23 protein-coding genes are annotated in these 19,308 nt (G+C 43.6%); 15 read left to right on the top strand and 8 right to left on the bottom strand.

Features of this window, described 5'->3' with window-relative positions; genetic code table 11:
- A partial coding sequence (locus B3182_RS04725) for an aminotransferase class III-fold pyridoxal phosphate-dependent enzyme (protein WP_292751746.1) occupies positions 1-348 on the top strand: 348 nt, incomplete at its 5' end.
- A 19-nt stretch (positions 349-367) separates the two neighbouring features.
- On the opposite strand, the gene B3182_RS04730 is transcribed toward B3182_RS04725, so the two are convergent.
- Both B3182_RS04730 and B3182_RS04735 read right to left on the bottom strand, forming a co-directional pair.
- Complete coding sequence (locus B3182_RS04730) at positions 368-1,138, bottom strand: DeoR/GlpR family DNA-binding transcription regulator (protein ID WP_292353528.1); 771 nt, start codon at positions 1,136-1,138, stop codon at positions 368-370.
- A gap of 117 nt (positions 1,139-1,255) precedes the next feature.
- On the bottom strand, positions 1,256-2,485 hold the full coding sequence (locus tag B3182_RS04735) for an APC family permease (protein ID WP_292353529.1): 1,230 nt from the start codon (positions 2,483-2,485) through the stop codon (positions 1,256-1,258).
- Between the two features lie 245 nt (positions 2,486-2,730).
- Here B3182_RS04735 and B3182_RS04740 point away from each other — a divergent pair, with 245 nt between their 5' ends.
- From B3182_RS04740 to B3182_RS04760, 5 genes are all read left to right on the top strand, one after another.
- Positions 2,731-3,039 carry a DUF3144 domain-containing protein gene (locus B3182_RS04740; RefSeq protein WP_292353530.1) on the top strand — a complete coding sequence of 103 codons (309 nt, stop codon included), beginning with the start codon at positions 2,731-2,733 and terminating at the stop codon, positions 3,037-3,039.
- Between the two features lie 308 nt (positions 3,040-3,347).
- The gene (locus tag B3182_RS04745) at positions 3,348-3,710 is read left to right on the top strand and encodes a hypothetical protein (protein WP_292353531.1); all 363 of its coding nucleotides are present in this window, start codon (positions 3,348-3,350) and stop codon (positions 3,708-3,710) included.
- 122 nt (positions 3,711-3,832) lie between these two features.
- Positions 3,833-4,627: a hypothetical protein gene (locus tag B3182_RS04750; RefSeq protein WP_292741773.1), complete on the top strand. Its 795-nt coding sequence runs from the start codon at positions 3,833-3,835 to the stop codon at positions 4,625-4,627.
- Between the two features lie 190 nt (positions 4,628-4,817).
- Positions 4,818-5,747 carry an ABC transporter ATP-binding protein gene (locus B3182_RS04755; protein WP_292411465.1) on the top strand — a complete coding sequence of 310 codons (930 nt, stop codon included), beginning with the start codon at positions 4,818-4,820 and terminating at the stop codon, positions 5,745-5,747.
- Entirely contained in the window at positions 5,744-6,505 is a 762-nt protein-coding gene (locus B3182_RS04760; RefSeq protein ID WP_292353534.1) for an ABC transporter permease, read from the top strand. Before B3182_RS04755 ends, B3182_RS04760 begins: the two co-directional genes overlap by 4 nt.
- Before the next feature lie 59 nt (positions 6,506-6,564).
- On the opposite strand, the gene B3182_RS04765 is transcribed toward B3182_RS04760, so the two are convergent.
- Positions 6,565-7,776 (bottom strand): HD-GYP domain-containing protein, encoded by a 1,212-nt coding sequence (locus B3182_RS04765; RefSeq protein ID WP_292353535.1) that lies wholly within the window; start codon positions 7,774-7,776, stop codon positions 6,565-6,567.
- Between the two features lie 422 nt (positions 7,777-8,198).
- Here B3182_RS04765 and B3182_RS04770 point away from each other — a divergent pair, with 422 nt between their 5' ends.
- Positions 8,199-9,044 (top strand): HDOD domain-containing protein, encoded by an 846-nt coding sequence (locus B3182_RS04770; RefSeq protein ID WP_292353536.1) that lies wholly within the window; start codon positions 8,199-8,201, stop codon positions 9,042-9,044.
- On the opposite strand, the gene B3182_RS04775 is transcribed toward B3182_RS04770, so the two are convergent.
- From B3182_RS04775 to B3182_RS04785, 3 genes are read right to left on the bottom strand one after another with little or no spacing between them, the layout of a single operon-like run.
- The gene (locus tag B3182_RS04775; RefSeq protein ID WP_292353537.1) at positions 9,041-9,577 is read right to left on the bottom strand and encodes a gamma carbonic anhydrase family protein; all 537 of its coding nucleotides are present in this window, start codon (positions 9,575-9,577) and stop codon (positions 9,041-9,043) included. The genes B3182_RS04770 and B3182_RS04775 overlap by 4 nt on opposite strands.
- A 4-nt stretch (positions 9,578-9,581) precedes the next feature.
- Positions 9,582-10,001 (bottom strand): MAPEG family protein, encoded by a 420-nt coding sequence (locus tag B3182_RS04780; protein WP_292751749.1) that lies wholly within the window; start codon positions 9,999-10,001, stop codon positions 9,582-9,584.
- Between the two features lie 53 nt (positions 10,002-10,054).
- Positions 10,055-10,531, bottom strand: coding sequence for a DUF3617 domain-containing protein (locus tag B3182_RS04785; protein WP_292353539.1), 477 nt, complete (start codon positions 10,529-10,531; stop codon positions 10,055-10,057).
- A 341-nt stretch (positions 10,532-10,872) separates the two neighbouring features.
- Here B3182_RS04785 and B3182_RS04790 point away from each other — a divergent pair, with 341 nt between their 5' ends.
- Positions 10,873-12,936, top strand: coding sequence for a protein-L-isoaspartate(D-aspartate) O-methyltransferase (locus B3182_RS04790; RefSeq protein ID WP_292751752.1), 2,064 nt, complete (start codon positions 10,873-10,875; stop codon positions 12,934-12,936).
- Positions 12,937-13,090: 154 nt separating this feature from the next.
- A complete protein-coding gene (locus tag B3182_RS04795; protein ID WP_292353541.1) occupies positions 13,091-13,450 on the top strand; it encodes a DUF1622 domain-containing protein in 360 nt (119 codons plus the stop codon).
- Positions 13,451-13,460: 10 nt separating this feature from the next.
- Here the strand turns inward: B3182_RS04795 and B3182_RS04800 are convergent, their stop codons facing one another.
- Positions 13,461-13,814 carry an NlpC/P60 family protein gene (locus B3182_RS04800; protein ID WP_292353542.1) on the bottom strand — a complete coding sequence of 118 codons (354 nt, stop codon included), beginning with the start codon at positions 13,812-13,814 and terminating at the stop codon, positions 13,461-13,463.
- Between the two features lie 517 nt (positions 13,815-14,331).
- On the opposite strand from B3182_RS04800, the gene B3182_RS04805 reads away from it, so the two are divergent.
- The 6 genes from B3182_RS04805 to B3182_RS04830 all read left to right on the top strand — a co-directional run bounded on the left by B3182_RS04805 (position 14,332) and on the right by B3182_RS04830 (position 19,072).
- Complete coding sequence (locus B3182_RS04805; RefSeq protein WP_292353543.1) at positions 14,332-14,901, top strand: methyltransferase; 570 nt, start codon at positions 14,332-14,334, stop codon at positions 14,899-14,901.
- Between the two features lie 75 nt (positions 14,902-14,976).
- Positions 14,977-15,639: a toluene tolerance protein gene (locus B3182_RS04810; protein WP_292353544.1), complete on the top strand. Its 663-nt coding sequence runs from the start codon at positions 14,977-14,979 to the stop codon at positions 15,637-15,639.
- A gap of 59 nt (positions 15,640-15,698) precedes the next feature.
- A complete protein-coding gene (locus tag B3182_RS04815; protein WP_292353545.1) occupies positions 15,699-16,895 on the top strand; it encodes an NAD(P)/FAD-dependent oxidoreductase in 1,197 nt (398 codons plus the stop codon).
- Positions 16,896-17,020: 125 nt separating this feature from the next.
- Positions 17,021-17,491, top strand: coding sequence for an ion channel (locus B3182_RS04820; protein WP_292353546.1), 471 nt, complete (start codon positions 17,021-17,023; stop codon positions 17,489-17,491).
- A gap of 474 nt (positions 17,492-17,965) precedes the next feature.
- Complete coding sequence (locus B3182_RS04825; RefSeq protein ID WP_292353547.1) at positions 17,966-18,712, top strand: hypothetical protein; 747 nt, start codon at positions 17,966-17,968, stop codon at positions 18,710-18,712.
- A gap of 39 nt (positions 18,713-18,751) precedes the next feature.
- Positions 18,752-19,072, top strand: coding sequence for a hypothetical protein (locus B3182_RS04830; RefSeq protein WP_292353548.1), 321 nt, complete (start codon positions 18,752-18,754; stop codon positions 19,070-19,072).
- Between the two features lie 36 nt (positions 19,073-19,108).
- On the opposite strand, the gene B3182_RS04835 is transcribed toward B3182_RS04830, so the two are convergent.
- On the bottom strand, positions 19,109-19,308 hold a 200-nt coding region (locus B3182_RS04835), incomplete at its 5' end, for a YbfB/YjiJ family MFS transporter (protein WP_292751754.1).

Here is a 19,308-nt window from a genome sequence, read left to right on the forward strand (position 1 = left end):
ACGGGACAGGCTGTTCTCGATACAATCAAACAAGAGAACCTGCAGGAAAATGCCCGGAAAATGGGGCTTTATTTAAAAACGCAGTTGAGCTCTATCATTAAACAATCCGCTTACGTTAATGAAGTGAGAGGGCAGGGACTGTTTCTGGGAATCGATATCGGCAAACGAGATAATAAACACGTTCCCGATCCTGTTAAAACCAAACAGGTAATTAATGATTTAAAAACGGCAGGTGTTTTGATTGGAGCGGCAGGACGATTTGGTGCCACCTTGAAATTAAGACCATTGTTAACCCTGAGGCAATCAGAAGCCGATTTCTTTTTGGAGGCGTTTTCCCAGCAGGTTTAATATGCATCGGCAACAAGCATTATTGGAGCGGCGCCTCAATAATTTTAACCTGTTCGCTGGATAATGCTTTTTTCAATGGCCCACTGGGTTTTTGATCAGTGATTAAATGGTCAATTTCATTCCACTTTGCATACCTTGCCGTTGCCATGCGATCGAATTTGCTGTGATCAGCGACAACCATGTTGTGACTGCTTTGCCGAATCATCTGTCGATAGACATCTGCCGCATCAACTAACGCATCAGTTGGGCCGGTAGGTGCTAGACCACTAGCCCCCAAAATCGCCCAGTCAGCAGTGTAATTTGCCAGAAACTGACAAGTCACCGAACCATGGGTAGCGCCTTCTTCTGCATGATAAACACCTGGCGCCATGATCACCTTAATGGTCGGATTAAATGACAACACCGTGGCGACGCCAAAAGAATGGGTAATAACCGTAATATTGCTCATTTCATAAGCGATACGTTTGGCAACTTCAACCGTGGTTACCCCTGAACCTATCATGAGTACTTTGGCATCTTTTAAGAGTGGAGCCGCTTTTTTTCCAATCGCTGCCCGTTCAGCCAGGTTGGCTTTATGCCGTTCATTGAGTACCGGCTCAACCGCCTGACGCAATAAGGCTCCACCATAAGTGCGGCTGATCAGGTTTTGTTCGGCCAGTTCTTCTAGGTCACGCCGAATGGTTTCTGTGGTCACGTGTAATGCCGAAGCTAATTCACTAACGCGCATTGATGGATGAATTGTCAGTTCATCAATAATTGATTTATGGCGGGCAGCTTTTTTTCGTGACATGACTGGTACTCATTGTTGATGGCTGAAAGGTACCATATTCGTCAGTGATTTCGTACATTCACCGCTGCGGCAATAGCTGTTATTTACGAAGATCTCTCGCACAATAAATGCCCTTATCTAATGCGAGGCATTAGCAACAAAAAACTGACCTGTGATCATTAGAATACAAAGTGTGGCACCAACATAAGGTACCCATAATGGAACACTGAAACCGCTATGGGCTGGTGTCTGCTTTTTAAGGCGGATCAGCGCGAAATTTGATAAGGCAAATACTATCAGGATAATGAATGATGTGGCTTGTGCTAATTTTTCGGTTGGCAGAAACGTTACTAGTAAAATGATAATAAAAACAATGAGTAATGTGGCCATTAATGGTGTATGGGTATGATGGTTGATGCGTGACAGCCACTTTGGAACCCCATTGAGATGCCTGCCCATATCATGAAACACTCTTGAAGCCATCACAATCTGAGCCAGTGCACCATTAACAATAATAAATAACGAAAGTGCGCCCAAGATATTTCCTGAATAACCTTCTGCTTTCATGACATCAACCAATGGTGCTTTAGAGTCAGCAAGTGCTTCAGCAGATAGGGTCAGTACTGCGCCCATCGAGACAGTAATATAAAAGAATAAAGAGACAATCAAAGCAAACAAAATGGCCAAAGGCATGGCTTTACTGACATTTTTAGCTTCTTCGGAGACGTGAACAATATCTTCAAAACCAATATAGGCATAAAAAGCGAGAAAAGCCCCCAGAACAATGCCACTCAAAGCAGTGGTGCTGGATAAAGGTTGTGCTTCAGAAAGTCGACCCGGCAATTCCGAAAAATTACCAGCGGTTACCACGAGTATGATGATTAACCCCGACAGGCCTGCAACAGTGGTGATCCCCATAAACCATGCCGTCCCCTTCATGCCAACAGCGGCAATAGCACCGAGTAACAGAACCAGGCCAATCATCAATGGAAGCTCCGGCCATGATAGAAAAATCTGGAAATATCCCGCAAAACCTGTAGTGATAGTGGCCGCTGAAACAATGCCGGTAGCGGCAATCATCCAACCCGTGGTTATTGAAAGCCATCTGGAGCCAAAAGCGGTACTTACATAGGCAACCGGACCACCACTTCTGGGCACTCGAACAGCCAGTTCAGCAAAAGAAAAGGCAGTAAACGCCGCCACTATGGATGCAACTAAAAAAGTGAGCGGGGCATAGATTCCGGCTTTACCAGCAATCTCGCCTATCAATACATAAATTCCAGCGCCCAATATGGTTCCCAGACCATATAAAGCAAGAAGCGGTGCGGGGACGTTTCGCTTTAATTCTGCATCAGTAGTTTTGTTCATCTAATAGTTTTCCAACAAGAAATGAGTTGAGTCTGGGGGGATAGGCAGATCTCAGCTAAGCGTTTATGGATGTTCAAGAACCTATCATGAGTAAAACCGGTTAGCAAAATGGCTAAAAAGCAATAAATGATATTTTCCTGTTATTTATTATGTTTTATTCCGTATTCATATGTAGTGATGGAGGTTTATTCTGCAAGACCTTTACTGGCTGATTGCCCAACTTGAAATAAAAAAGCGAAACCTTTATGAGTGAGAGAGATAAGGCCTTTTTTGATAGAGCGGATGCTTTTATTAAACTGGCTAATGAACAAATGGAGAAAAGCGTAGAGGCCGGTGAAGTAAGTGCATCGTTTATGTATGGATTAGCCAGGTACAGTGCGTGGTTTAGCGCATCTGGCTGGACCAATGCCAGGGATATGGCGGATGCACGTGATGAAACTGTCGATTTTTTTGTGAATGAATATCGGCGGATGTTGGAATTGAATATGGATGATTATATTCAGAATTTCAACAATTACGTTCAGGCCTCTGAACAATTGCAAAACAAAGGGTAAGTGTTCGCTTACCCTTTTTATTATGACCCAGCTGAGGTCAGTTTTTACCATGGCTTTGACCGCCCTTTACGGTCTGCACTCATAACTGAGTTTTACTCCAGCTCGTTATTTTTATACGTTAATCAGCGATATACCGTGTTCGGGAAAACCGGGCAGAGTTCGGTTAATTTAAAACCTTGAGTTCATCGCCTCAGACTTTTCAGATGAATTCTCATCATCGACCAAATCGTTGTAGTATTCAGTTTCATCCACGCGATCATTTCATAGATGATTTACCTTGTTTTGGGCGAATAACGTAAGGTCTGACCATGAGAATATATTTATCTTTTTGCACTGCATTGGTTTTACTTAGTGGTTGTGATGCTGCTGAGCCGGTAATGGTTTATGAGAGTCGAAATGCGCTGCAATGTGAAACCACAGGAATCTCACCCGCCGACAGTGCAGCGAAATTAGCGGCCGAAAACATTGAGGTGACTGAAACATATTGTGGACGGAGAACCGGTGTTGTCTATCCAGCAGCTTGTGGGATGGGAACAGGCACTATCTTGATTCATCAGATAGCTGAGGCAGAACTGGTTACGGCGAGAAATATTGGCTTTCAGGAAGTATCGGAACTGGTAGATCTCGACGCAGGTACTGGCTATGAATTCGTGGATTGTGAAGATGAATAAAGGCCCGCTGGAAATTCGTTAACAGTTTTTGTCAGCAACTAAAAAGTTAATCGATGCCAAACCGAATTACACCTATATTTTATCTTTTATTGATACTGCTGTTACTGGTGGCAGGTATCGTAATGCTGACGAAGATCGAAGAGGTGCCGGATTCAGCACCATCTGTTGCTGATACCAGCACCACAGAGGTAATTGAGCAGTCGAGATCGATGCCGAATATTTACATCGATCAGATTATTGCGCCTGCTAACGCTGAAAACCGCAAGGAGTTGTATGCCGATTTACTGACTATCTGCCAGGAAGAGGGCGTTTCAATCAAGGCACTGACGGATACTGAAATGTCACAACTGGGTACGATTCGTTTGCAACGCTGGATAGATGAAAACAGAACAGCCTATCGTCTGGAATCATGGGATTATCAGCTGGAAGAACCACAACAGCAACCGCATTGCCACTTTCAGCTGATCAGTAGTGGTCGTCATGTCATGATAGATGCGGAGGGACTGACAGGGATCAATCTGAATGATAATCAGCCTTATGAGATTGCGCCACTAACCAATATGGATGCCAGTTTGTTGTTACGTTCTCCAGCGCGACAAGACAAAATATCGACTGGTCAACTGAGAGAAGTCGCTGGTCAGCCATGTGTTGAATCCACTATTGCCGATTATGAAGAAGCGATAACATGTACATGGACTGGAGGTGTTGCATGGGGCTTTGAACCGGAATCAGATGGTATCGAGTCGGTTTCAGATACGCATCACTATGCCTTATTCAGATCGATTGTTCTGCAGCAGGATCCGGCCGGAAATGTGTTGGATAAAATCAGTACGGTGACTTTCAACATTGGTGACAAACTTGATGAGGCAGCGATGCAACCTGCCCCTGCCACAGCGTCTCCTGCTGAGCAGCCGTAACCCTGAATCTTCCTGCTGTTAACACTTTTTTAACGTGGCACTGTCAAGATGAGACTATTTTGACATATTGGGCGATTCAGTTATTTCGCTGTCGTTTTATGTTTAAATGCATTCGGTTTCAAACCTTGTCGAAAAATGACACTCTATAACGACTATGTCTTTACAAAACGTAGTGAAGGAAACGCAAGTGATGGAAAATCACATCATTGATGTGCGCAATCTGAGTAAAAAATATCCTTCCGGATTTCACGCTTTAAAGCAGGTCAATCTGCAAATCAAACGTGGTGAAATATTTGCCCTGTTAGGTCCTAATGGCGCAGGTAAAACCACGCTGATTAGTATTATCTGTGGCCTGGTCAATGTGGACGAAGGCCAGGTAGTGGTAGGTGGCTTTGATGTGGTTAAACAATATCGGCAGGCGCGTAAACAAATTGGTCTGGTGCCACAGGAATTAGCGATTGATGTGTTTGCCTTTGTCTGGAATACCATGGTGTTCAGCCGTGGTGTGTTTGGTAAGCCGCGTGATGACGCCTATCTGGAAGAAATTTTAAAGGCATTGTCGTTATGGGATAAACGCCATGCCAAAATTCAATTTCTGTCCGGTGGAATGAAACGTCGTGTGTTAATTGCCAAGGCCTTGGCACATGAGCCGGAAGTTTTATTTCTCGATGAACCGACCGCTGGTGTCGATGTGGAGTTACGCCGTGATATGTGGCGTTTGGTGGAAAAGCTACGCCAGCGAGGCACCACTATTATCCTTACTACCCATTACATTGAAGAAGCCGAAGAAATTGCTGATCGGATTGGCATTATTAATCATGGTGAAATTCTGCTGGTGGAAAACAAGCAGGATTTAATGAAAAAACTGGGACGCAAGCAACTTATCCTGCAATTACAGCACCCGATTACACAGCTCCCAGATGAGCTTAACGGGTTTGTTCTGCAACTCGGTGAGAATGGAAAAACGCTCACTTATGACTATGTCGATAATCAACCGACCAATCATGTGACGGAGGTGCTGGCGGCGATCCATCGCTCAGGCATCGAGCTAAGTGATGTGCAAACCAAACAAAGTACACTGGAACAGATTTTTGTCAGCTTGGTGGAGGATACAAAATGAATTGGTATGCCATTAAAGCCATTTATTTATCCGAGCTTCATCGCAGCTGGCGTACCCCGCTACAAAGTATTGCCTCACCGGTTTTGTCTACCTCGCTTTATTTTATTGTGTTTGGTTCAGCAATAGGTTCGGCGATGACTGAAATTAATGGCGTCAGTTATGGTGCCTTTATTATTCCGGGTTTAATCATGCTGATGGTATTAACTGAATCCACTTCCAATGCTTCATTTGGTATTTATATGCCCAAGTGGTCTGGTGCTATCTATGAAGTTTTATCCGCCCCGGTGTCAGCTTTTGAGATTGTAGTGGGATATGTCGGTGCGGCAGCCACCAAATCGATTATTCTGGCAATGTTGATTTTGCTCACCGCCAAATTATTTGTGGATTACTCGATTCTGCATCCGTTATGGATGCTGCTGTTTCTGGTATTGACCTGCATTACCTTCAGTATGCTGGGCTTTATCCTGGGTGTGGTGGCGGATGGTTTTGAAAAATTACAGGTCATTCCATTGATGGTCGTTACCCCGCTGGCGTTTTTGGGCGGTACATTTTATTCAATCAGTATGTTGCCGGAGTTCTGGCAGAAAGTGACCCTGTTTAATCCTGTGGTCTATCTGGTAAGCGGATTTCGCTGGAGTTTTTATGGCACGGCAGATGTCAGCATGACATTGAGCCTGGTGATGATTTCCACTTTTCTGATTATGTTTATGGTGTTTATCTGGTGGATATTTAAAACCGGTTATAAGGTAAAAGTCTGATAAATGGTTTAAATTCATTTCTTTACAGCTAATTGAATTAGTCTATAGCGCCTTAACCTTCACTGCCATAGCTGGTCCAGATGTTTGAAATGCCATTTTGAGGGATCTTCTGGGCCCTCAATGGTCTCCTTACAACTGGGCAAAGCGAGATCGATGACCTGTATTTGAATGGGCGCTTTTGAACGTAATGAAAAAAAGACTTTCACTTTGGGTTTTACCAGTGATGTCACGCCAGGTTCAATCACCACGGCCAACCTCTTGGAGGCGAGACGTACTAATGAGCCAACGGGATAAATGCCCACCATCTTTACAAAAATATTAAAAATTTGTTTATCAAAATGACCTTCCCATTTTGCCATTTCCCGAATGGTTCCAGCAGGATCCCAGGCTTGTTTATAAGCGCGTTCAGACGTAACCGCATCATAGACATCACAAATGGCTGCCATTCGGGAAAACAATGAAATTTCCTCACCTAACAGTCTATTCGGGTAGCCCAAACCGTTGATTTTCTCGTGATGATGTAAAGCGATATCGATGACCTCTGGTGCGGCACCTGAGTTTTCTAATAGCTTGGCTCCGGCAGCTGGATGCTTTTTCATGATGTTGTATTCTGCGTCAGAAAGCTTTCCAGGTTTGTTCAGTATTTCCAATGGCATCAGGGATTTCCCCAGATCGTGCATTAAGCCGCCTACACCAGCCAGCTTAACCTGATCTTCCTCCAAGTTGAGTTGGCGAGACAACGATATCATCAATGCACAAACAGCTAATGAATGCATGTAGGTATAGTCATCGTGGGTTTTCAGGCGAGCGACACTGAGTATGGCCGCTGAATTTTTTTGTACCATCAAATCAATTTCATTCACTAGCGGTAAAGTTGTCTGCGGATCAATTGCTTTGCCGAGCCGGGCATCTTTATACATTGCCATAACCTGTGGTTTAGCATCATTAAAGAGTCGACGTGCGCGATTAATATCGTCTTCCATTGATGATTCAACGACGCTTTGATTTTCAATGGCTTGGGATGTTTCTAAAGCATTCTCTGGGGATTCTTGCGTAGGTGATGGCGTTAAGGTAACTGTATTGTGTAAAGCTTCACCTTTTTCCTCATCGATCCAGACATCTGTAATGCCTGCTTCAAGAATGCTTTTAATATCTTCGGGATTGGTTAATAAAAAACTGCTGCGAAAAAACGGATGCTTTAACCATGAACCACCCAGTTTTTGTATATACATGCCCAGTCGGAGATCAGTTGAGGCAATGCGTCTATTCAAAATTTAATACCTTTCTTGTGTTCATTTTTGAGCGCATTGTATATAGCTTATATGTGAAAAAAATGTGTTTTATCACCAATTTTTTTGTTTTAGCGGTACTTTCAGGAAAATCCCTGGCACCATGATTCGGTATCCTGGATCAAGGATTACCATCAGGGGTGTTAGTGGTATTTCTCTGAACGTTTTTGAACACATTCTGAATGACTATTTGAGATGCTGTCGTTGTAAGACTGAATTCAGCAGTTTACAACGTTAGAATAGACGCAGAGAAATGATGGTGCTACTTTGGGAATGCAATACAAGGCAGGTTTTATCTAGGTCGCCAGGACTCTGGCAAATATTTATTGCTAAGCAGTCTGAATGATGAAAAGTTGTATTAATACAAACATAACAATAGATATTAATTACCGATGGATAGAGAGATGCAAAAAGATAGTCAACACAGCGAAACGGAATTGGAAAATCTCTTAAAGCAATCAATCGCGGAAGGATTTGTAGAGGTTCCTATCCTGCCGGAAATTGCGAATAAAGCTTTTATGCTGGCCAATAATAAAGAGTCAGATGCTAGTCAGATGGCCCAGTTAATTCAAACTGATCCCTCACTGGCCGGTCATGTGATGCGTATTGCCAATTCCGCAGCTTATACGCCGATGGCCAATCTGACTTCGCTGCAACAGGCCATTGCCCGACTGGGCATGACAACTATCAGTGAAATCGCCATTAGCGCCGTCATCAATGCAAAATTATTTAATACCCCGGGCTATGAGGACTATGCAGACCTTATTTGGCAACAGTCACTGGCGACATCACTGTGGGCTAAGGAGGTTGCCAGCCATTGCAACGTGAATGTTGAAGTGGCTTTTCTTGCGGGATTGATTCATTCAATTGGTCGCCCAGCCGTACTCCAAACGCTGATTGATCTTGCCGAGCAACGCAATTTGCCTTTGAACGATGAAATTGTTCATCAGCTGGAAGATAACTATTGGCTGATAGTTTCGCAGATGATCGTTATTCGCTGGCGTATGCCGGCTTTGGTCATTGAGACAATTCAGCATATTGAAACACCATCGACTGACAAAGAGGCAGGTCAATTGGCAGCAGTAGTAAACATGGCCAGATATGCTGCTGATGCTATGCTGAATGATGAGTTGGCGGATAATTTTCCTCAGGCAGCCATCGATATTGTTGAATTTGAGTCAGCAGATATTCAGAAATTATTAACCAAGAAGGAACAGATCAGCGAACGACTCACACAGCTGATGGCTTAATCATGGTGATTTCGGTATTCGTTTTTTAACGCCACATAATTCTGGCAAGCATAGTGAAAATAGTTCAGTTCGTCTTCAGTTAGCGGTCGAATTTGTTTAACCGGCGAGCCCAGATAAAGATATCCGGATTCAAGTTTTTTCCCCGGTGGCACTAAGGAGCCGGCACCGATAACCACTTTGTCTTCCACGACAACACCATCCAAAATGGTCGACGACATACCCACCAATACCTGATCACCGATTGTGCAGCCATGCAGCATCACCATATGACCGATGGTGACATCATTGCCAATGATAAGTGGATGGCCTTCGGGATTAAACTCACTGGCATGTGTAATATGCAGACAGGAATTATCCTGAATACTGGTGCGAGCACCTATTCTGATACGATGCATATCGCCACGAATCGACACCAGTGGCCAGACGGAGCTGTCATCGCCAATTTCAATATCGCCAATCAGTGAGGCCGTATCATCAATCCAGACCCGTTGACCCAGTTTGGGGCTGTTGCCTCGAAACGCTTTGATGACCATCAGACTAACTCAGCAGAGTTATACCGCATAACACTAGTAACGCGACATTCGCCAACAGGCCAATCATGAAAAACCAGGTTCTGGGACTGGGGTTTTGTTCTGTGGCAATCGCGTAATAAAGGACCATGTGAAGAATACGGGCGATGGCAAAGACCCAGACGAAAATACCCGTCCAAAAGCTATTGGCTCCGATAAGAACCGCCATAAAAGTCGTACCGAGCATCAGTGGAAGATTTTCCAGTGAGTTCATAAACGTACGATGTGCTCTGAACACAAAGGATTCATGGCTGAGGTTTTCCGGAATTTTGCCTGGAATAGCACCAGCTTGGGAAGCTTTGGTTTTACTGGCAACAAACCATTGAATCAGCAACGTGAGCAAAATGATAAACAAGCCAAGAAAAGTCAGATAATAAATAACCCCCATAGTCATTCTTTGCCTCGTAAGTTAGTTTTGAGATTATCGGCTTCAGTTGGAATTTATTTTCCCTGACAATCGCCGACCCGTTCCGCTTTATAATCTGTTTTCATGATCATCGGACCTATCGGCGTATTCATTTCACTGGTCATCTTGCCTTCCAGGTGGGTGCCATGAAACGTAGCGTAACCTTTAAATACTGTCGTCATGCCTTCAACATTACAATTTGCGGCGAAATCCACTCTCTCCCGGGTGATATCTGTTTGCGTCACATCACAGCTCTTCGGAATATTCAGTACATTAATACCTTTATCTAACTGTGATTGGGTTAAACACTCCTGATTGTTACTGGTTTGAGGCGGGACATTCATTGGTCCTTCCATTGTCGAAGTACTTTTGTATGACCATAAACCGGGTTTTAAATTTGGGGTTTCAGCCAAAGCGGGCAAAGCCAGGGCTGCAGTGATACATAAAGTTGAAAAATAAATGAAATAACGCACAGTGGTGTTCCCCTGATGTTTTGCTATGGTGGTCGTCATAAACTATGCCGATATTAAAGAATCTTGCCTGTGTGTGAGGGAGAGCGCAATAGCCTTAACAGGATCCAGATACTTATCCGTCTATTGGGATCAGTAGAATAATGCTGCAGAGTGAAAATTATGCGTTTTACTGAAAGTAGTGTTGGTGTATTTTTTTAATTATGTGTATACGCTTTTTTATACTTTCGAATATGCTGACGTCATTGAAAATAAGTCTTCCAGCTTGATAATGACTAAAGCTAAAAACAAGCGTCGCTAATATCGATTCGATTTTACATTGCTCAGGATTTGTTCTCGTATGATTGCATGATGATCTAAAACACAGAAGGGAGATAATTATTATGTCTTCGAAATATGTTTTAACTGATTTTCAACATTTACGTGATGAAATGGTTCGCAAGCAATTAATTAATCGAGATATAAGTTCTTCAAAAGTTCTTGAGGCCATGAGCGCTGTACCCCGCGAGCAATTTTTACCACTTGAAATGCGGGGATTTGCCTACGAGGATTCCCCTTTACCTATCGCTGAAGGCCAGACTATTTCCCAACCGTATATCGTGGCGCTAATGATAGACGCACTCAATTTGCAAGGTGGTGAACGGGTGCTGGAGATAGGTGTCGGCAGTGGCTATGCTTCGGCCGTCCTCGCTGAAATTGCCGATCAGGTTATCGGCATTGAGCGAATACCAACCTTGTCTGACCAGGCCAAAACAGTGCTTAATCAGTTGGGTTATAACAATATTAAGATTATCAATGCGAACGGCACTATCGGCTATGTTGAAGCAGCTCCTTATGATGCGATTCTGGTCTCTGCTGGAGGGCCGGAAATCCCCACAACATTAAAAAAACAATTAAAAATCGGTGGTCGACTGGTCATTCCGATAGGAAACCGTCTGTATCAGCGGTTATTGCGAGTGACACGTATTGATGAAAACCAGTTTGATGAAGAGGTGATTAGTCAGGTTCACTTTGTGCCGCTGATCGGGCAGGAAGGCTGGAGTGATGATCTGAATACTTCCTCAACAAAGCGCAGCTCCAGCGCTAGTCTGTCTGCGGGCAAGGATCAGTCGGAAAATGCTGTTCGTCATAAAACGCAAACAATTGAAGCCTTAATTGCTGAGGCAGCACAACCAATCGATACAATCGAAACGGTGGATCTCAGTCCACTACTCGATCGAATTGGTGAGTCTCGTCTGGTGTTATTAGGGGAAGCCACCCATGGGACATCTGAATTCTATCGGTTCCGTGCCCGCCTTACCCAACAATTGATAGAGCAAAAAGGCTTTAATATGGTGGCAGTTGAGGCCGATTGGCCAGATGCTGCCCGTATCGATCATTATGTTCGTGAACATTCGACACCTCCTTCAGAATGGCGGGCATTTGCGCGTTTTCCGACGTGGATGTGGCGCAATACGGATATGCAGGAATTTGTCGAATGGCTGCGTCGACATAATGCCATGCAAGCTAAACCAAATTTAAAAGTGGGTTTTTACGGACTCGATCTGTACAGCATGTTTTCATCAATTGATGAGGTGATTAACTATCTTGAAGCAGTGGATCCCCAGGCTGCAGAAATTGCTCGTGAACGTTATGGTTGTTTAACACCATGGCAATCGGATCCAGCCACTTATGGCCGAGCAGCTGCTTCGGGAGAATATAACAAGTGTGAAGATTCCGTGGTGGATATGCTGGTGAGCATAATGGAAAAACAGGCCGAATATATGGCAAACGATGGGGAGAGCTTTCTGGATGCGATGCAGAATGCCCGATTGGTGGCCAATGCCGAAGCTTACTATCGCAGCATGTATAAAGGTTATACCTCTTCCTGGAATATGCGCGACAGCCACATGTTTGACACCATCTGCTCCCTGTTGGATTTCAAACAGCAACATGATGAGAAGCCGGCGAAAATAGTGATCTGGGAACATAATTCTCATATTGGCGATGCCCGTGCTACCTCAATGTCAGCGAGAGGCGAGCATAATGTGGGGCAGTTATGCCGCAGTAAATTTGGCGACGACGCTTACCTGATCGGTTTTGGTACGCACGGGGGAACTGTGGCGGCTGCTGATAACTGGGGTGAATCAATGCAAGTAAAAACCATTCGTCCATCAATGGAAGGCAGTTGGGAACGTGTTTGCCATGACACCGACATTCCAGCCTTTATGCTCGGTCTGCGTAAACCTGAATCCAAGGAATTGAAAAAACACCTGCTTGAAGAGCGACCAGAGCGGGCTATTGGAGTGATTTACCGCCCACAAACCGAATTAACCAGCCATTATTTTCAAGCAGCTCTCAGAAAACAGTTTGACGAATATATTTGGTTTGATCAGACTGAGGCCGTTACTCCACTGGATTATGAAGCGATGCAGGGTATGCCTGATACCTATCCTTTCGGTTTATAAAACATCTGCTCATACTGACAGATCGGGGTGGAGCCAAGGTGCCAGTGCATTGCTTCATGTAGACGACGACTTACAGACAGGCCACCTTTACAGGAGTACCCGTTTGCAATTGTAGGGATTCAGGTTCTAAAAAAACCAATTAATGGAGGGGGCAATGAGTGAGTTTGTTAAACCCGCAGCTGAATGGATAGCAGCGATTATCGAATTGTTGGGCGTGAGCATAATACTCGTTCTCGCTGTTTATGCTCTGACATCAGCCATTTATCAGCTGACACGGAAAAAAAATGAAATTGAATTCATCTACCGTCAAACACGACAGCGTCTTGGACGAGGTATTCTGCTGGGACTCGAGTTTCTAGTAGCTGCCGATATTATTCATACCGTGGCGGTTGAGCTAACCTTTAAAACAGTAGGAGTTTTAGCCATTATCGTCGTTATTCGGACATTTTTAAGCTTTACGTTAGAAGTTGAGCTTACGGGAAAATGGCCGTGGCAGGAAAACGGTAACAAATAACTTTACGGTATTAATGTCGAATGCTTAAAGCTTGCCAATAATGCCGTGACCAATAGGTATTTTTAAGGCTGGAAATCATTACGCCCCGGGTAGTCGATGCATGTAAAAATTTATGGTCTTCCAGATAAATACCGACATGACGACCATTACGGAAAAATACCAGATCACCAGAACGTAGTTCAGCCCTGGGTATCTTTCGCCCGCTACGAATTTGCTGGTCGGTACTTCTGGGTAAATCGATACCAAACAGATCACGAAAAGTGATTTGTACAAAGGCAGAGCAATCGATCCCTGAGCGACTTATGCCTCCCATGCGATATGGTGTGCCATGCCATTCGTTATGCTGTTGATATAGCAGCAACATCGCCTGAATTTCATCATAATATTGAGCATCAGTCTCAGTTTGAAAAATGTGAGCTCTGTCTGGTGATTTGCTCGAAAATTTGGGGGCCGTTCCACAGCCCGAAAGCATGACAAACATTGGCAAAAAAACTATGCAAAATCGCCAATGTAACGTCATAAAAAATTTGTAATGTATTCTGATCATTAAGTGTATGGCTTCAAATTCTTAACTATTCACATAGATTAAAAACCATATAGTTCTATATTTACAGGATATTTTCATGTTTTTTGGCTAAATAACGGAAAAAGGGGGAGGATGTCTATTGAAAATATGATTAATTCTCTTCTAACACAATGTTAATCTCTCAAAATGAATGGCTGTTGTGTCGGCTTCACAAGACAAATTTGACTATGTTTAGGCAGAAATTTTAGCGCTGTCATAATTTTGCCATGAACTATCAGTAGGTTTTAACTACCAACACTCTATTTGCTGCACAGACAAATCTGTTTATATTTAGTGACTTGAAAAAGGTAATTGAATGACGGATAAATTTGCTGAATTAACGCTGCTAATCCTCATAGTTGGAGCAGCTCTTGCCTTATTTTCCAACATGAGTAAGCGATCTTTTTTAAATGATAATCATTGGAATGGTGAAATTGTTGCACTGACAATTATTACGCTGATCAGTATGGTGAGTTTTCCACTGATTGATGCCACGTTGCCCTGGCTGGAATTTGCAGATCTGCGATATTATAATGGAATAGCATGGCTAGGCCTTATAAAGGGCATTTTAGGATTATGGCTACTACATAGAGCTGTTCGTGATTACAGTGATATAGGCGAACCGCAGAAAAAATTTGTGGCTAAAGGAATTTATCGATTTATACGCTATCCGTTTTATTCTGCGCTTTTAGCCTTGGTTCTTGCCCAGCTTCTGTTAACACAGAATTGGCTGGCCGGCTTGGCCGGTTTAATCACATTCGCTTTGGTTTATTGCTTAAGAGTGCCACGTCAAGAAGAAGATGGGCTTGAGAAATATGGACATCATTATCTTGAATATATGTCGCAAACGGGGGATATCTGGCCAAGGCTCCCTTTTAAACACTAAAGTTGGGATAATATTTTCTTCAGCCTGGATGGCTATAGAAACCAATGAATTTAAAAACTGTTATGGAAAACAGTAATGCTTAATATTCGTCCGCTCTCTAGGGAGCGTTTAGCTTCCCTGATGGAAAATGCGACTGTCATTGAAGCGGACAAAAAAGGTATTAAAGTGGCAGTTTTGCCTGATGGGCAATACTTAAAATTTTTTTACCGCAAACGCTTTCTAAGTAGAGAGCTACTTGCACCAGCAGCAGTTAAGTTTGCCCGCAATGCTTATCATCTGACACAACTCGACATTCCTACATTGCAAGTAAAGGCTTTGCATCGCATTATCGGCGAAGCCCACACTGTAGCTATATACTCTCCCTTACCCGGACGTACCTTACGAGACATTGTTAACTCCAATGAAGCGGATGCAAATTTGATGTATCGCCTGGGAGTGTTTTTGGCGAGGGTACAGCGTCAAGGGATATATTTTCGTTCAATTCATCCGGGAAATATTATTGTAAACGGGATGGATTTTGGGCTTATCGATATTCTTGATATGCGTGTCCATTGGTGGTCTTTAAGTCGCTGGGCGAGACGTCGAAACTGGCGACATTTTTTCCGCTATCCTCATGAGTGGGAAAATCATGGAGACTTGATCCAAGCGCTTATCAAGGGCTATCGGCATTCTGCCGATCTGCCTTTGCGCGAGCTGAATTGGTTAGAACGAATTATTGGTAAACTTATTTCTATCTGATTTTTAGCCCTAACCAACTTATCGGTCAGATAAGGCATTTTTGCGTAAAATGCCCACACATGACGATCCTAAATAAAGCTTCCAACGAATATGATGTAATCATCATCGGTGCCGGTGCGGCTGGATTGATGTGCGCTATTGCTGCTGGTCAGCGTGGCCGGCGTGTGCTGGTAATTGATCATGCCAATAAAGTCGGCAAGAAGATCCTGATGTCTGGTGGCGGACGCTGTAACTTCACCAATATGTACTCCGCTCCGGAAAACTTTATTTGCAGCAACCCTCACTTCGTTAAATCGGCATTGAGTCGGTATACACCCTGGCATTTTATTGAATTGGTCGAGAAACATCAGATTGCCTATCACGAGAAAAAACTGGGGCAGTTATTTTGTGATGAGTCATCGAAAGAAATCGTACAGATGTTGCTGGCAGAGTGTGCATCGGCTGGGGTGAAAATTATGACTGATACGCCGGTTAAGGTGGTTGAAACCGGTGGTCAAAAATTGCTAGAAACCCCTCAGGGTAAATTACAGTGTGTATCGCTGGTGATTGCAACCGGAGGATTGTCGATTCCCAAAATGGGAGCAACCGGTTTCGGTTTTGAATTAGCCAGAAAACTTGATATCCCGGTGTTGCCCACACGAGCAGGGCTGGTACCAGTGGTGTTGGATGATCATAAACTCAAACCGCTTGCGGAGCTTAGTGGTATTTCATTGGATACCATCACAGAGGCTAATCAAAATTCATTTCACGAGAATATTCTGTTTACTCATCGTGGTTTGAGCGGTCCTGCCATATTACAGGCATCAAGCTATTGGCAGCCTGGCGAGACACTGAAAATCGATATGTTTCCTGGAATTGAATTGGCCGGTTATTTAGCTGAAATGCGTGTTGAAAAATCCAAAACAGCCCTGAAAACCATTCTTGCCGAAAAACTGACCCGCCGGGTAGCCCAGCTTTGGTGTGATCAGTGGCTTGAAGATAAACCGGTCGGTCAGCTTTCCGATGCAGATATCGAACATGTTGTATCACAGTGCCAGCCCTGGATATTGAAGCCATCCGGTACAGAAGGTTATCGAACGGCTGAAGTGACATTGGGCGGTATTGATACTGATGCATTATCTTCCAAAACGATGGAGTGCCGTAATCATCCGGGACTATATTTTATTGGGGAAGTGGTCGATGTTACCGGTCATTTGGGAGGGCACAATTTTCAATGGGCCTGGGCTTCAGGCTATGCCGCTGGACAGTTTGTCTGAAGAATATTGTCAGAAGTTTGAGACCCTATCTAAAAAAAGTTAATGTTCTATAACGAAAAGTTGCTTTCAACAGTGATTGAAATCGTTTATCACTATCACACTTATTCAATTGCAGGAGAGCACCATTGCTGGAATTTCTGACAGACGCTCAGGTTGTTACCGTGTTAGTGACCGCACTGGTGGTGGGACTGGTTGTGGTTTTTCATTATGAAGTGATTCAGCAATTGAATCGTTGGTGTCCGAATCATCCTTCCAGGACTGCAAAGCACCGTCACCGGCCGATTATATTGGCTACTATGTTTGTTTTGTTATTTGCACATATCATTGAAATCTGGTTATTTGGCGTGGCCTTTTGGGGTTTACTGAGTCAAACGGGGTATGGGTACATCAGTGGCTATGAGCATATTAGCCTGTTAGATAGCGTGTATTTCTCTGCCGCCACCTATACCACGGTTGGTTGGGGCGATTTGGCCGCTACCGGTCATATTCGATTTCTCGCCGGTACAGAAGCCTTAGTGGGCTTTATGATGATTACCTGGTCAGCTTCTTTCAGCTATCTTATTATGGCGCGGGCCTGGGGGAGTGAAAACGATTAAAATTAGCTAGAAAAATTAAGTATGTTATTTCAACTGTTCTGAAGAATAGTAATTTTTAAGGTGGTCGCTTTCTTTTCCTGCATAATTCTATTTGCTTACGTAGAAAGCTTCAGGAAGCTGATTTATTTTCACCTAAAACAAGCAAGGCTGTTTTGTCTGGATAATGATGGGTGGCCTTAGATAAGATTCTGTTCAGATTGATAATTTAGAATACGACAAAGATAAATTAAGGCTTGCGATACGCTTAAAACTGTGAAATATTTCACAAAAAAGTTTTAAGGATGCGACTGATGCGTATCGAACTTTTCCTTTCAGATGTTGCTGGACCCTGATGGTTCATAACACATCATTTTGGCTGAACAGCCTGCTTTCAACGCATTGGCTATGCCTTTACATACCCATTTCCCCCGATTGTCTGTCAGGACAATTCATCTCTTGCGGTTTTTCCCTGTTCTTTGAAAAGGAGTTCTATAAATGAATCCTAGAAAGCTCTGCGTGATTCTGATGCTGGCGGGTATGGCATTGCTGTTGTTATCACTGGTGTGGTTTTTTGTAGCCTATGCTTCCACTTTGGATACCATGAGCCGTTATGGTGATAGGGATGTCACTTTACAGTTGATGGCTTGCATCTATTCCACACCGCCGATTTGTCAGGGAGCAGCATCTTTAGGTGATGGTCCATCTTATAGTCCTATGTTGTTTTGGTTGGGTCTGCTTTTGTTTATTGCTGGTGTGATTGTATTTTTTGCGTTGAATAAACAGATAAACCAAACGTCTTTTGATCCTAAAACTGGGCAAAACATTACCAGTGACAAACTCTTGGGATTTATCGCGAGAGAAAAATACACCTACTACACTTATATTCTTTTTCTGGTTGGGGCCGGTGGTGGATTGTTATTACCGCCTCTGGCCATAGCGGCACTGCTGGGCTTTGTATTGGCAGTATTAGGTTATTTTCTCTATCCACAACAGTTAACCAGTTTGGATAAAAATCATCTAGCCGCGCTAAGTGTGGTGTATCTCGCATCGACCCTGTTGCTTTTGCTGACTATTGGCAGTGCTTTATTTATTCTGATTGCACTCGCTCAACTTATTTTGTATTACATCGGTTTTAACAGTTATCGGCTTGGCCACATTATCAATGCTAATAACATTAAAGAAGAAGCCATCCTTGCATTTAAACCGATACGAGAGCGTTTTTCCTCTGGGGAGAAAGGCTAATTTTGTCGTTTTTAATGATCGAGTATTAGAGGTAGCTTTATGAAAACTTTAAAAAGCGTATTGCAACCATTCAATTCCACACGTCTAATCCCTTTGCTATTGGCGATAACACTCACGGCCTGTGGTTCTGATTTTCAAGAAGGCGCCTATGTTGATCCACAATATGGCACAGGCTATGAATTTAATGCGGAAGGTCAGGGCCAGTTGATTGGTGGCGTTCCGGGCTCATATAGCTTTACTTATAAAGTGGATAGCGATGAAGTAGTAACGTCTGGTGATATCAATCTCACCTTTAAACGCATTGATACTAAAACCCTGGAACGACCTGATGGCACCCGGCTAATCCTAAAAGAAGATTAAGTCTCATGGAGGTCAGCATGGAAGCTGTTATTCAAATCACAGGTTTGCTGATTTGAGCTGGGTTTTTTCTTCAAATCGTTGGATCCGCCAGACGAAGAAAATGCCAGTGACCATGACCGCTGCTGCCATCCATAATGCTGAAAGATAATTACCGGTCAGCGTGGATAAATACCCCGCCAAAGCGGGGGCGATAAGTTGAGCGATGCCATAACTTATCGTCAGTTTGGCCATGGCTT

The sequence above is a fragment of the Methylophaga sp. UBA4204 genome (assembly GCF_002379485.1).
GTDB lineage: Bacteria > Pseudomonadota > Gammaproteobacteria > Nitrosococcales > Methylophagaceae > Methylophaga.